Consider the following 13,656-nt stretch of genomic DNA (forward strand, 5'->3'; position numbering starts at 1 on the left):
GGCTCAGAAGGTCAGCTTCCAGCTGTTGATGTAGCCCGTGTCCGACCGGTAGGTGTCCTGGACCTTGAGCTTCCAGGTCCCGTTGGCCACCTCGGTCGAGGCGTTCACCGTGTACGTGGCGATCACGTTGTCCGCCGAGTCGCTGGTCGACGAGTTCTTCAACCGGTAGGTCGACCCGTCCGGTGCCACCAGGTCGATGACCAGGTCACCGCGGTAGGTGTGCACGATGTTGACGTCGACCTTGAGGGTCGCCGGGGCGTTGCCGGTCACGCCGGTGACCGCGATGTCGCTGGTGACAGCGGCACCGAGGTCCGGGATCTGCACGTCGTTGGTGTTCTCGAAGACCTTGCCGCCCGGGTCGGGCGGGTTGGTGTCGCCGCAGGTGCCGCCGATCGAGCGCTTGGGGCAGTCGGCGTAGTCGAGCAGCAGGAGGACGGCCTCCTTGTTGCGCGCGGTCTCCCTGGCGATGACCTCGTCGGGCGGGTAGAAGCCGCCACCGGCGGTGCCGGTCGGGTACATCTCGAAGGTGTAGCCGTAGATCTTGTGCACGCCCCACAGGTAGTCGTCGATCGACCCGTCGGTGATGTAGAGGTCCGACGACTGCTCGGGGGTGTAGTTGTTCTTCGCCGCCATGGCCCGGCCGATGGTGGAGAACACCCGCTGGTCCTCGGTGGTCAGGCCGGGGGCGGTGTCGTCGTAGGTCCAGCCGTAGGGCCAGAGCACCAGCTCGGAGTAGGTGTGGAAGTCGATGCCCACGGAGATCTGCTGCTTGCCGCCGACGATCCGGCTGCTGACGAAGTTCTGCAGCGCGCGGACCTCGGGCGCCGACGCCGCGGACGGGCCGCGGTAGGTCTCGCTGCTGGTGGACCCCGAGGAGCCGTTGCAGCAGCCCCACTTGTAGTCCCAGTTGCGGTTGAGGTCGGTACCGACGTTGGACGACCCGGAGTTGGGCTGGCGGTTCTTGCGCCAGCTGCGGTAGGAGCCCGAGGAGATGTCGAACTCGCCGCCGTCGGGGTTGACGTCCGGGATGATCCAGATCTCCCGGCTGTCCACCAGGCCCTTGATCCGCGAGTCGGTGGTGTAGCCGTCGGTGAGCAGGTTGATCAGGTACACCGCCATCTCGACGGTCAGGTGCTCGCGCGCGTGCTGGTGCGCGGTGAACAGCACCTCGGGCTCGTTCTCGTCGGTCGCGGCGTTGTCCGAGATCTTGATCGCGAAGATGTCGCGGTTCTCGTAGGTCTTGCCGACGACCTGCTTGGTGATGATGCCGGGGTGGTCGGTGACCGCCTTGTTGATGACCGCGGTCATCTCGGCGTAGTTGTGGTAGTTCGCGTCGGCGCTGGGGAAGTCGGCCGGTGCCGCCGCGCCCCGGTCGGCGGTGATCGCGGCGGTGTCCTGGGCGTCCACCCGGTAGCCGAGCTTGCGGATCTTGGCGACCTCGTCCGGGGTCGCGGTGATCATGAGCCTGCTGTCCTCGACGCCGTTGACGGCGGCGCCGGTCTTGGCGATGGAGGTCCGCTCCTGGTGGGTCTTCACCCCGATCACCGCGTACTCGGCCGAGGTGCGGCTCGCGGCCGCCTCGGGCCCGGCCGTCGCGCCGGGGGAGGATGACAGGACCACGGCCAGGGCGGCTACCGCCCCGACCGCGACCGATAGGCGTTTGCGTTTCACGCGTTGCCTCCTGCAAGGAGTGCCCGGGGGCACTGGAGGTGAGTTATGGGGTTGTCCGCCCCGGACGAACCCGAAGGTGCCCTCACGACCAGGACGCACAGTGGTGCAGATGGATGGTGACGTGGCCGCTTCGCGCGCCACAAGGCTGCGGAGGTGGTTCTCCGTTACCGTTTATTTCCCATTCCATAACCATCGGCCCAGGTCAATAGATACGTATCCCTACCTACCGGTGCCTCGATTGTTCCGAGCGGGTTGGCCGGGCACGCTTGCGTCCAAGCACGAAGGGCCCACCGGCCCGACGGGCGAACCTCGGGAAGTCGGGGGAGCGGCGCCCACGCCCTCGTCTCTCCCCCGCCCGGGGTTGTTCCGGCTCCGTGGCCACTCGAGCCACGCACCCCGGGACCACGGCGCCCACCCGGCGCTCGGCACCGCCTGGTGTGGTTCGGCGAACGTCCTTTGATGCAGGGGGCCGCTCGCCAGCCGCTGGTTCCGACGAGAAGGACCGTCCATCCCCGGACGGTCCTTCTCGTGTTCCAAGGGCTTTAGCCCAAATCCTCGGCTTGCAGCTCGGCTCGGGACGACACGCCGAGTTTGCGCAGGACCCGGGCGGCGTGCTGCTCGACGGTGCGCGGGGACAGGAACAGCACGTCGGCGATCTCCCGGTTGGTGTGGCCCGCGGCCAGCAGCCGGGCCACCTCGTGCTCGCGCGGGGACAGCTCGTTGCCGTAGCCGCGGCGACCCCGGCGCGAGGGCTTGCCGCCGCCCATGCCGCGCAGCAGGTGCCTGCACCTGGCGGCGTCGCGGGTCGCGCCGAGCGAGTCGAACGCGTCCACCAGCGCGGAGAGGATCTCGGTCGCCTTGTCGTTCTCGCTCGGCAGCAGGCAGATCGCCTCCCGCTCGGCCACCAGCGCGGCGAAGTACGGCGCGGGCAGCCGCTCGTAGCGGTCCACCGACTCGCGGTAGTGCTGCACCGCCACGTCCAGCTGACCCCGGGCCTCGGCCAGTCGCCCGCGGCACTGCGCGAGCGCGGCCACCGCCATCGGCGCGTCGCGGCCCTCGATGCCCGCCGCGATGTCCTCGATCAGGTTCTCGGCGTCCATCTCCCGGCCCGCGGCCAGGAACGTCGCCACCGCCACCGGTCCGAGCTCGGTCGCCCACACCCAGACGCCCTTGGCCCGGATGATGTCGATGCCCCGGTCCACGTCGACGCAGGCTCGGGTGACCTCGTCCTGCGACAGCATCGTCCAGGCCAGCGCCGCGCAGCCCGCGATGGCCACCGGCGCGATCGACTCCTCCGGCACGAACGCCCCGGTCTCGGTCAGGTAGCTGGTCGCCTCGGCCCACTCGCCGCGGGCCATCGCCAGCGACCCCAGCACCAGGCACAGCTCGCTGGCCACCGGGAACAGGTCGCGGTACTCGTCGAGCAGCCTGCCCGCGCGTTCGGCGAGCCCGTCCCACTCGCCGGTCAGCCAGTCCAGCCGCGCTTTGGTCGCCCGCGCGGTGCTCACGATGAACGGCGCGCCGCACTCGGCGGCGAACCGCAGACCGCTGCGCAGCAGGTCGCCGCAGAGCTTGAAGTGCCCGGTCGAGGTGCACGCGTCGGCCAGGTTGCAGTGCGCGCGGGCCAGTTGCCGCTGCTCACCGGGGGTGGCCGCGCTGTCGGGCAGCCGGTCGAGGTTGGCCAGCACCGACGGGTCGCCGGTGTGCAGCTTGGAGCCCATCTCGTTGGCCTGCAGCGAGATCTTCAGCTCGACGTCGTCGGTGGCCTCGCGGTAGCGGTCGGTGCGGTCGAGCCAGGGCATGAACTCGCTCATCGGGGTCATCCCCATGAACGGCTGCCCCAGCACCGCGGCGCCCTTGGCGGCCAGGTCCGGCCGCTCGACCAGGTCCCCGATCGCCATCTCGATCTCCGAGCGGGCCTCCTCGACCCCGCCCGCCTGGCGGATCAGCAGCAGCCCGCGGTAGAGCCGGACCTCGCCGCGCGCGGAGATCGACAGCCGCCGGTCCGACAGCAGCCGCTCCAGCGCCTCGGTCGGGTCGTGCTGGTCGAGGCCCAGGTGCGCGACCTGGCCCAGCTTGATCGCCAGCCGGTCCACGTCCGCGGCGGGCACGGTCGGTTCGACCAGCAGCCGCTGCAGCAGCGCGGTGGCCGTCGCGGCGTCGCCGACCTCGGCGGCCCGGTCGGCCGCCGCCTCGCCGTAGTGCAGCCACGCCGCCGTGCGCCCGGCCCGCTCGCTGTGCTCGGCCAGTTGCACCAGCGGTCGCGGCTCGACTTGGTCCAGCGCCTCGATGGCCCGGTTGTGCAGCTGCTGGCGGTCCGGGCCGCTGAGCGTGTCGTAGACGGCTTGTTGGGCCAGCGCGTGCCGGAACCCGTACCGACCGGAGTCGACCTCGTGCAGCACGTGTCCGCTCAGCGCGTGCGTCAATGCCGCGCGCAGCCGGGACTCGCCGATCGCGGCGACCTCGCCGAGCAGCTCAGCCGGGGCGGGCACACCGAGCACGGCCGCCGCTTGGGCCAGCCGGGTCGCGGTCGTCGGCAGCGCGGCCAACCGCTCCGCCATGGCGTCGCGCAGCAGCACCGGGACGTCCACGTTGTCCAGCAGCCGCCTTGCCGTCGCGCCGTCGGCGTGCACCGCGCCAGCCGGGTTGCGCAGCGCCCGCAGCGTCTCCTCGACGACGAACGGGATGCCCGCGGTGCGCTCGTGCAGTTTGGCGGCGAACTCCGCGGAGACCGCCTCCTCGTCCAGGATCGCCGACGTCAGCGCCCGCACCTCGTCGACGTCGAGCGGACCGAGTTCGAGCAGCACGCTGGTGATCCCGCTCGGCGGCCGGTACGCCGATCCCAAGGGGACACCGCCCGGCACGTCCTCGCGCCGGTAGGTGACCACAATGGACAGGTTGTTGGGCGGGTCGCCCATCAGGAACCGCAGCAGCTGGCGGGATCCGTCGTCGGCCCAGTGCAGGTCCTCCACGACCAGCAGCACCGGCCCGAGCACGCTGATCACCTCGCGCATGGCGCGGAACAGCCGGTGCCGCTCGGTGCGCGGGTCCCCGGTCGGCGCGGGCGGCGGCGGCAGGTACTCGGCGAGCTCGGGCAGCAGCGGGCCGAGCACGCCAGCCACCGGGCTCAGCTTCGGGTGGCCCTTGGCGAGCCGGTTGGTGGTGTCGCGCAGCGCTTCGAGCACCGCGCCGTAGGGGAACGGCTCGCCAACCGGCTGGCAGTAGCCCATGAGGACGGCCATCGGGCCGAGTTCGGCGTCGAGCAGCTCGCGCAGCAGCCGCGATTTCCCGACACCGGCCTCGCCCTCGATCATGACGACGGCTGGCTGCCTCGGCACCGCCGCGACGAGGGCGCCGAGCTGGTCGCCGCGCCCGACCAGCACCGGCGAGCTGGTCCGCATCAGTCCGGTGGCGTCGGGGCGCCGCGGGTTCGGCCTCGGTGTCCGGCTCATCCACACCCTCCCAACCGACGTGTCCGCTAGCGCACCCGATGGGGTTTTGGCGAGCCTAGGCGGCTTGGCGGTGATCTGAAACTCCAGGATGTCACGGACTGAGAAGTTGATCTTAGGTGAAAGACGGGTATCCCTACGTACCGATATCCGGATTGTTCGTCCCGCCGCGCCCCTCGATGGTGATCCGCAAGTGGCTGTCAGTTACCAACCCTGCCAGGCAGCCACACCCCCGGGTGGTGCCCACCACCCGGAGGAGCGGAAATGGAGAAGCCCAGATGCGACTTGATCGCAAGACCCGGCGAGTCGTCGCGGCCGGGGTGGCCGCTGGCGCGACCGCGGTGGCCATCGTGGCCGCGGTGACCAGCCCAGCGGCGGCCCAGCAGGCGACCGGCTCGATCCTGAGCAGCGCGCAGCCCATCGCGGGCAGCTACATCGTGGTGTTCAAGGACGGCGCCTCCGACGCCCCGACCACCAACGCCAAGGCGCTCGACCTCGCCCGCAAGCACGGCGGCAAGGTCAGCAACACCTACGTCGCGTCCCTGCGCGGCTTCGCGGTGAAGATGGACGAGGCGGCGGCCAAGCGGCTCGCGGCCGACCCGTCGGTGGCCTACGTCCAGCAGGACGGCGTCGCCAGGATGTCGGACACCCAGACCAACCCGACGTGGGGCCTGGACCGCATCGACCAGACGAACCTGCCGCTGGACCAGAAGTACACCTACGGCAACACCGCCTCCAACGTGACCGCGTACATCCTGGACACGGGCATCTACAAGGCGCACACGGAGTTCGAGGGCCGGGCCAAGGACGGCTACGACTTCATCGACAACGACGCCGACGCCTCGGACTGCCAGGGCCACGGCACGCACGTCGCGGGCACCGTCGGCTCCAAGACCTACGGCGTGGCCAAGAAGGTCAACCTGGTCGCGGTCCGCGTGCTCGACTGCTCCGGCAACGGCGCGTACTCGGTGATCATCAAGGGCATCGACTGGGTCGCCCAGAACGCCAAGAAGCCCGCTGTCGCCAACATGAGCCTCGGCGGTGGCGCGGACACCTCGGTGGACAACGCGATCAAGCGCGGCATCTCCGCGGGCGTCACCTTCGCCCTCGCCGCGGGCAACAACGCGGGCGACGCCTGCAACACCAGCCCGGCCCGCGTGCCGGAGGCGATCACCGTTGGCGCCTCCGACAACGCTGACAAGCGCTCCATCTGGACCGCGGGCTCGCTGGAGTCCAACTACGGCACCTGCCTGGACATCTTCGCGCCCGGTTCGGCGATCCTGTCCACCAAGAACGGCGGCAGCACGGCCACCATGAACGGCACCTCGATGGCCACCCCGCACGTGGCCGGTGCCGCCGCGCTCTACCTGTCGGCCAACCCGTCTGCCACCCCGCAGCAGGTCCGCGACGCGCTGGTGAACAACGCCACCTCCGGCAAGGTCACCGACCTCAAGGGCTCGCCGAACAAGCTGCTCAACGTCAGCTTCATCGGCGGCGGCGGTCCCGACCCGGACCCGACCTGCGACGCGGCCACCAACGGCACCGATGTGTCCATCCCGGACACCAGCACCGCGGTGAACTCCCCGGTGACCGTCAGCAACTGCACCGGCAAGGCCTCGACCGCCACCAAGGTCAAGGTCGACATCAACCACACCTACACCGGTGACCTGGTCGTCGACCTGATCGGCCCGTCCGGCGCGACCTACAACCTGAAGAAGGCCCGTGGCGCCAGCTCCGCCGCCGGTATCCACGAGACCTTCACCGTCGACGCGTCCGCGGAGAACCGCAACGGGACCTGGAAGCTGCAGGTCACCGACGTGCTGACCTACGACGTCGGCACCATCGACACCTGGACCCTGACCTTCTAGGGCTCCGGTTGACCGCCCCTCCCAGGCGGTAGCAGACCCCGGGCACCCGGCGCGCGGTGCGACCCGTTCGCGCCGGGTGCCCGGTCCATGAAGGGCGAACACCCTGTTCGGCCGTGCGCGCACGGCTGTCGACCATCGTGGAAGGACCTCCTCTCATGCAACGATCCACTCGCGGGCGAGTCGTGCTCGCGGCCTTCGGCGCGGCGTCCATCGCCGCCGCCCTGGTGGCCATCGCCACCCCGGCGACCGCCGCCGAAGCCGACTTCGTGCGGGCCAAGCAGCCCGCCGCGGGCGGCAGCTTCATCGTGTCGCTCAAGCCGACCGCGTCGATGACCGCCGCGAGCATCCAGGCCGCCTCGTCCGGCTTGGTCCAGAAGTACGGCGGCAACCTCGACTACGTGTTCTCCAAGTCGATGCAGGGCTTCCAGGTCAAGGGCCTCACCGACGCCAAGGCCCGCCAGCTGGCGGCCGACCCGACGGTCAAGAAGGTCTACCAGGACGGCACCGCCAAGGCCCTCGACGTGCAGGACAACCCCACCTGGGGCCTGGACCGCATCGACCAGGCGAACCTGCCGGTCGACAAGAAGTACAACTACCCCAGCGGCAGCGCGTCGAACGTGACGGTCTACGTCACCGACACCGGCATCAAGACCTCGCTGGCCGAGTTCGAGGGCCGCGCCTCGGTCGGCGCCGACTTCGTCGGTGACAACCAGAACGGCATCGACTGCTCCGGCCACGGCACCCACGTCGCGGGCACCATCGGCTCCAAGACCTACGGCGTGGCCAAGAAGGCCAAGCTGGTCTCGGTCCGCATGCTCGGCGAGAGCTGCGGCACCAGCGCCCCCGACTCCGCGGGCGTCAAGTCCATCGAGTGGGTCACCGCCAACGCGGTGAAGCCCGCCGTGGTCAACGCCTCGTGGACCTTCGACACCGCCAACATCGGTGACGACGCCCTCGCGGGCATGATCAACGCGGGCATCCAGATGGCCGTCGCCTCCGGCAACAGCGGTGCCGACGCCTGCTCCACCGGCCCCGCGAAGTACTCGGCGCTGATCACGGTCAACGCGACCTCGGCCAACGACGCGCGCGCCTCGTTCTCCAACTACGGCACGTGCACCGACATCTTCGCCCCCGGTGACAACATCACCTCGCTGAGCCTCACCGGCTCCGCCACCAACATGTCCGGCACCTCGATGGCCACCCCGCACGTCGCGGGCGTCGCGGCGCTGTACCTGTCGGCCAACCCGTCCGCCAGCCCGCAGGCGCTGCGCGACGCACTGGTGAACGGCGCTACCAGCGGCAAGGTCACCAACCCGGGTTCCGGTTCGCCGAACAAGCTGCTCTACAGCGGCTTCATCACCGGCGGCCCCGGCCCCGACCCGGACCCCACCTGCGGCCCCGGCACCAACGGCGACGACGTCACCATCCCCGACGGCGGCTCCGCGGTCTCCTCCTCGGTGACCATCGCCAACTGCACCGGCAAGGCGCCGACCACGACCTCGGTCAAGGTCGACATCAACCACACCTACACCGGTGACCTGAACGTCCTGCTGATCGGCCCGTCCGGCCAGGCGTACAGCCTGCAGCGCGCGGGCGGCGCCAGCTCCCCCTCCGGCATCCACCAGACCTTCACGGTGGACGCCTCGGCGGAGAACCGCAACGGCACCTGGAAGCTGCAGGTGACCGACATCTTCACCTACGACACCGGCAACATCGACACCTGGACCCTGACGGTCTAGTCGTCCGCTGAACCGAGAGAGGCCCCGGAGGCTAAGGCTCCGGGGCCTTTCCGTATGTGCTCCACCGCGCTCGCGACACACCCCAGCGAGATCGCACGGGAAGTCCTGTTACCGCAACAGCGCCGATGGCGTCCTGAGGAGGCTCAAGCCCGGGACGCCATCGGCGCTGTGGTCACCACGTCCACCGGATGCCGTGGATGGCCGCTTCCGAGCTCTGCACCGAGGTGTGCACACCGCCGTAGGAGCCCGGCTCCAGCGTCTCCCGGTGCACCTCCGGCTCGTCCGCCGCTTCCTGCGCGTAGGCGAAGCAGGACGTGGGCAGCGCCGACGGGTGGAAGGTGACTTCGGCCAGGTAGTCCCGGAAGGCCCGCCGCGAGCCGCGCGAGAAGCGGTTCGACCGGCCCTGCGCGAACCACCGCACCTCGTACTCGAAGATCGCCGTCTGCCCGGCCGACAGCGACCGGTCGAACAGCACCTCCGCCACGGTGAACCGGCTCGACGGCACCGGGCGCACCCGGCCGACCGCACAGCCGGACCCGGTGAGCACCGCGGGCAGCGCCCGGTCGTGCTCCTCGGCGCGGTGCAGCACCACCATGGACCGCAGCCGGTCCACTTCGGACCGGACGAGCATCCGCACCTTGGTCCGCACGTCCCTGCCGTTGTGGTCGAGGTAGTGCTGGTCGTGCACGTGCAGGTAGGTCAGTTCACCCGGCGCGGGCTCGGCGAGCTCCGAGAGCACCGGGGCCAGCCCCGAAGTGCTGTCCCACAACGTCTCGTGCGGCCGCACGAGGCCGCCCCTGGCAACCCACCGCCCGCGGGGCTTGCGGGGCCCCAGGAGGGCGACCAGGTACCCGTGCGGCAGCTTCAGCACCTCTTCGATGACCTCCACCGCCCGCAGCGACTCCGGGCGCTCGGGGCGGGTCCTGCCCCTGCGCCAGTAGCTGAGGGTGGAGAGGCTGACCCGGATGCCCTCGTTGGCGAGCTTGCGCTGCAGGTGTTCCAGGCTCAGCCCGCTGCGCTCGATCGCGCCGGAGAGCACCGTCGGGAACGTCTCCAGCGGCACGGGGTCGCTCATCCGGAATGGCTGCATTGGTCCTCCACTCAAACGGCGAAAACGGCAAGAACGGCAGGCCCCCGGTCGGGGGCCTGCCGTCCGTGCCGGTCAGGTGATCAGCTGGGGATCCTTGCGGTGCCCGCGTTGAACGCCCCGAAACGGGTGACGGTCAGCGTGAACGTGGTCTTGCCGGTCTTCCCGTCGGCCGAGGTGGCCGTGATGGTGATCGGGTAGGTGCCGACCGGGGTCTGGAAGTTGGTGAAGAACCAGACGTTGCTGGTGCCGTTCTGGGCGACGGTCGCCGGGTTGAACGTGACCTGGGTGCCGGTGGGGGCGCCGGTCGCGGTCAGCCGCAGGCTGCCGGTGCCGCCGCTGGCCTTGACCGTGGTCTGCACCAGGCTGCCCGCCCAGCCGCTACCCGAGGACGGGGTGGCGGTGACGGTGACGTCGCCGGTCGGCGGCTCGGTGGTGCCCTCGACGGTCAGCGCGACGGTCGTGGTGGCCGTCTTGCCGTTGGCGTCGGTGCCGGTGACCGTGATGTTCGAGGTGCCTGCGGTGGCGGTGCTCGAGACGTCCAGGGTCAGCTTCGACGAACCACCGGCGGTGACCGAGGTCGGCTGGAAGACCGCCTTCACACCGGAGGGCACGCCCGACGCGGTGAGGTTGATGGTCTGGCCGCGGCTGCCACCGGCCGAGGTGATGGTGGTGGAGATGTACTTGCCCTTGGCGGACTTCACGCTGCTCGGCGAGGCCGAGAGGGTGAAGTCACCGGTCGGCGGCTCGCCGCCACCGGTGACGGTGAGCGAGTACTTGCCCGCTGCGGTCTTGCCGCTGGAGGTCGACGCCGTGATGGTGACCTCGTAGGTGCCGTTGGGCGCCGAGGCGGACGCGTCGAAGGTGAGCTTGGCCGAACCGCCGGTGGTGACCGAGGTCGGCTGGAACACCGCCTGGACGCCGCTGGGCAGGCCGGAGGCCGACAGGGTGGCGTTCTCGGCTCCGCCGGAGCCCGCGGTGGTGTTGACGGTCGCGGACAGGTACTTGCCCGCGGCGACGGAACCGCTGCTCGGGGTCACGCTGAGGGTGAAGTCACCGGTCGGCGGGTCGACGGTGCCGACCTCCGACTTGACCCAGTCGCCCATCTCGTTGTCGAGGCGGCCGTAGACGCTGTACCACTTGAAGTCCGAGCGGCTCCACGACGCGACGCCGTAGATCTTGTTGTTGACGATCAGCGGGCCACCGCTGTCGCCGGGCAGGATCGTGATGCGGCCGTCGGAGTAGCCCGCGCAGATCATGTACGCCGACTTGAAGCCCGCGCCGACGCCCTGGCACACCGAGTCGCCGTTGACGATCGGCAGGCTCGCCTTGTCGAGGGTGACGTCGGCGGAGTTGTCGTTGAAGTCCTTCTTGCCGTAGCCGAAGCCCTGCGCGGTCTTGCCGGGGCCCGCACCGCCGGAGTCGGCCGAGGTGGCGAACGCCGGGTACGCCGCACCACCCTTGAGCGCGATGTCCTTGTCCACGGTCACGACGGCGACGTCGTAGCCCTGGTCGAAGTTGACGTACTTCGGGTGCTTCTTGTAGCTGACGGCCTTCACGGCGAACCCGGTGCCGGATCCGTTGTTGTAGTCCTTGAGGTCGTCGAGGCCGTAGACGAACGACTTGTCGCCCGCGGCGTCGGCGCAGTGCGCGGCGATGAGGATCTTGCGCGGGGCGACGACTGTTCCGGTGCAGGTCTGGCCCTGGGGACGAGTGCCACCTGCGCGGATGCCAGCGATGATGCCCGGGAACTCGCTCACGGTGGCGTCCGTGCCGCCAACGAACGAGGGGGTGGCATCGCCGATGTTGGCGGGGACGTTGTCACCCAGGTAGCTCGCGGCAGGGGCGTTCGCCGGGGCACCGGCGGTCGACTGCGCCGCGTTCGCGATGGTGGCGCCCACGGGCACCAACACCGTGGCCGCGGCCAGAGCCATCAGACCCCAGGACCGTGGTGTTCGTTTCACGATGGTTCCTTTCCGGATCAGGAACGCTCGCCTCTAGGCAGGGACGGCGGCGGTTCGCTGCAGGTCACTTTCGAGTGACGCCCGGTGAGGAACAATCAGGGTCGGTATCCGTAGGGGTACGGAACTTTATCCGTACCTGCGGAAATAGGTGCGAGAGGCGGGGTTTCGGTGGAGTCGACAGCGGCCGTGCGGCAGCGGATGAGCAGGCAGCGGGCCCGTGACACCGAGATCGAGATGGCTCTCCGTAGAGCATTGCACGCCCTCGGGCTGCGCTACAGGGTGCATCGGCGACCCGTGCGCACAGTCCGTAGGGAGGCGGATGTCGTCTTCACCCGCGCCAGGGTCGCGGTGTTCGTCGACGGCTGCTTCTGGCACGGCTGCCCCGAGCACGCCACGTGGCCCAAGCGCAACGCGCAGTTCTGGCGGGACAAGATCGAGGGCAACCGGCGCCGTGACCGCGACACCGACGACCGGCTCGCCGCCGAGGGCTGGCGGGTGGTGCGGGTCTGGGAGCACGAGGACCCGCTGGCCGCCGCGGACCGCGTCCGGGCGCTGGTCGCGCTCAGCCCGCCGAGTCCCGCCGCAGTGCCGCGCTGACCTCGTCGTACCAGGCGACCAGGCCGCGCTCGGTGGTGATCCCGCCGCGCAGCGTGAGGTACTGGTGCAGTCGCGCGCCGGTCAGCGCGTGCCGCTCGGGGAACTCGGTGCGCTCGATGACCTCGTAGACCGCCAGCCGCTGCGCGTGGTGCTCCCGGTGCCGTTCCACCTCGGCGAGCACCGCCCCCGCGTCGCCCATGCCAGCGCCGCGGATCTTCACGGCCAGGTCGTCGCGCAGCTGGGCGGGTTGTGCCTGCTCACCGAGCCACCTGGCCAACTCCGCGCGACCGGCGTCGACGACCGAGTACACCTTCTTGTCCGGCCGCCCGCTCTGCACGACGTGCCGCGAGCTCACCCAGCCGTCCTCGGCCATCCGGTTGAGGACCCGGTAGATCTGCTGGTGGGTGGCCTGCCAGAAGTAACCGACCGACCGGTCGAACCGGCGGGCCAGCTCGTAGCCGGTACCCGCCTGTTCGCTCAACGCGACCAGGATCGCGTGCTCCAACGCCATGTACCGGACAGTAGGTAGGCGCTTTGTCGCACTACAACGAGATGAGCGTCTCAGAGGTCGGCCAGGAACCGGGCCACGGCGGCGTTGAACTCGTCCGGCCGCTCGAGGTTGGGCAGGTGGGCGGCCCCTCGGATCTCGACCAGCCGGGTGGCCGGGATGAGCGCGACCTCGTCGAGCGGGGTGTAGACGTCTTCGCTGCCCACGATGACCAAGGTGGGGACCGGGTGAGCGCTCAGCGACTCGCGGTAGTCCGGCCTGTCGGCGCGGCCCCTCTGCGCGGCAGCCGCGCCCTCCGGCGGCGCCGACAGCATCATCTTCAACACGTGCTCGGCCGCTTCATCGGCTCCGGGCGCGACCATCTTCCACAGAACCTCGCGCGCGTAAGGCTCCATGCCTTCGCGACTAAGGCGATCAGCCATGTCTAGGCGCTCTTGCCGCGATAGCGGCGTTTCGGCGCGCGCGGTGGTGTCGCACAGGATGAGCGCGCGAACGCGCTCCGGGTACTTCCGGTGGAACTCCATGGCAATCTGCCCGCCCATCGACAGACCACAAAGGATCACGCCCCGTTCCGGCGCGACCGCGGCGAGGTCATCGGCGAAGGTGTCCATCGCGGTCACGCCGGACGCGGGCTCAGCGGTGCCGTAGCCGCGCAGGTCTGGGGCGACGGCGTTGAAGGCGGCCAGTTGTGGTTCCCACATCGTGCGGTCGAACGGGTGGCCGTGGACGAGCAGCAGCATGGCGTCCTCCCTTGTCGGGACCACGCTAACCGG

Annotated in this window: 9 protein-coding genes; 3 read left to right on the forward strand and 6 right to left on the reverse strand. The window is 70.1% G+C overall.

Annotation, left to right across the window (positions count from 1 at the left end):
* Positions 1–3 precede the first annotated feature (3 nt).
* A complete protein-coding gene (locus JOD54_RS09580) occupies positions 4–1,671 on the reverse strand; it encodes a M14 family metallopeptidase (RefSeq protein WP_307859918.1) in 1,668 nt (555 codons plus the stop codon).
* A 542-nt stretch (positions 1,672–2,213) separates the two neighbouring features.
* Positions 2,214–5,123, reverse strand: coding sequence for an ATP-binding protein (locus tag JOD54_RS09585; protein ID WP_239573324.1), 2,910 nt, complete (start codon positions 5,121–5,123; stop codon positions 2,214–2,216).
* Between the two features lie 275 nt (positions 5,124–5,398).
* On the opposite strand from JOD54_RS09585, the gene JOD54_RS09590 reads away from it, so the two are divergent.
* Together JOD54_RS09590 and JOD54_RS09595 are read left to right on the forward strand one after the other, a co-directional pair.
* Entirely contained in the window at positions 5,399–6,988 is a 1,590-nt protein-coding gene (locus JOD54_RS09590) for a S8 family peptidase (protein ID WP_204450185.1), read from the forward strand.
* Positions 6,989–7,143: 155 nt separating this feature from the next.
* On the forward strand, positions 7,144–8,727 hold the full coding sequence (locus tag JOD54_RS09595; RefSeq protein ID WP_204450186.1) for a S8 family serine peptidase: 1,584 nt from the start codon (positions 7,144–7,146) through the stop codon (positions 8,725–8,727).
* A gap of 172 nt (positions 8,728–8,899) precedes the next feature.
* Here JOD54_RS09595 and JOD54_RS09600 read toward each other — a convergent pair whose 3' ends face one another.
* Both JOD54_RS09600 and JOD54_RS09605 read right to left on the reverse strand, forming a co-directional pair.
* Complete coding sequence (locus JOD54_RS09600; RefSeq protein WP_204450187.1) at positions 8,900–9,802, reverse strand: hypothetical protein; 903 nt, start codon at positions 9,800–9,802, stop codon at positions 8,900–8,902.
* Positions 9,803–9,897: 95 nt separating this feature from the next.
* Positions 9,898–11,778, reverse strand: coding sequence for a trypsin-like serine protease (locus tag JOD54_RS09605; protein WP_307859920.1), 1,881 nt, complete (start codon positions 11,776–11,778; stop codon positions 9,898–9,900).
* A gap of 168 nt (positions 11,779–11,946) precedes the next feature.
* Between JOD54_RS09605 and JOD54_RS09610 the strand changes: the two genes are divergently transcribed.
* Positions 11,947–12,375, forward strand: coding sequence for a very short patch repair endonuclease (locus tag JOD54_RS09610; RefSeq protein WP_204450188.1), 429 nt, complete (start codon positions 11,947–11,949; stop codon positions 12,373–12,375).
* Here JOD54_RS09610 and JOD54_RS09615 read toward each other — a convergent pair.
* Complete coding sequence (locus JOD54_RS09615) at positions 12,341–12,886, reverse strand: PadR family transcriptional regulator (protein ID WP_204450189.1); 546 nt, start codon at positions 12,884–12,886, stop codon at positions 12,341–12,343. The genes JOD54_RS09610 and JOD54_RS09615 overlap by 35 nt on opposite strands.
* 50 nt (positions 12,887–12,936) lie before the next feature.
* Positions 12,937–13,623 carry an alpha/beta fold hydrolase gene (locus JOD54_RS09620; protein ID WP_204450190.1) on the reverse strand — a complete coding sequence of 229 codons (687 nt, stop codon included), beginning with the start codon at positions 13,621–13,623 and terminating at the stop codon, positions 12,937–12,939.
* Between the last annotated feature and the right edge of the window lie 33 nt (positions 13,624–13,656).

This window comes from Actinokineospora baliensis (assembly GCF_016907695.1).
Lineage (GTDB): Bacteria > Actinomycetota > Actinomycetes > Mycobacteriales > Pseudonocardiaceae > Actinokineospora > Actinokineospora baliensis.

Excerpts from the sequence above, each read along its gene's own strand:
- JOD54_RS09585 (WP_239573324.1), bottom strand. The coding sequence starts at position 5,123 with ATGAGCCGGACACCGAGGCCGAACCCGCGGCGCCCCGACGCCACCGGA.
- JOD54_RS09590 (WP_204450185.1), top strand. The coding sequence starts at position 5,399 with ATGCGACTTGATCGCAAGACCCGGCGAGTCGTCGCGGCCGGGGTGGCC.
- JOD54_RS09595 (WP_204450186.1), top strand. The coding sequence starts at position 7,144 with ATGCAACGATCCACTCGCGGGCGAGTCGTGCTCGCGGCCTTCGGCGCG.
- JOD54_RS09600 (WP_204450187.1), bottom strand. The coding sequence starts at position 9,802 with ATGAGCGACCCCGTGCCGCTGGAGACGTTCCCGACGGTGCTCTCCGGC.
- JOD54_RS09615 (WP_204450189.1), bottom strand. The coding sequence starts at position 12,886 with ATGGCGTTGGAGCACGCGATCCTGGTCGCGTTGAGCGAACAGGCGGGT.
- JOD54_RS09620 (WP_204450190.1), bottom strand. The coding sequence starts at position 13,623 with ATGCTGCTGCTCGTCCACGGCCACCCGTTCGACCGCACGATGTGGGAA.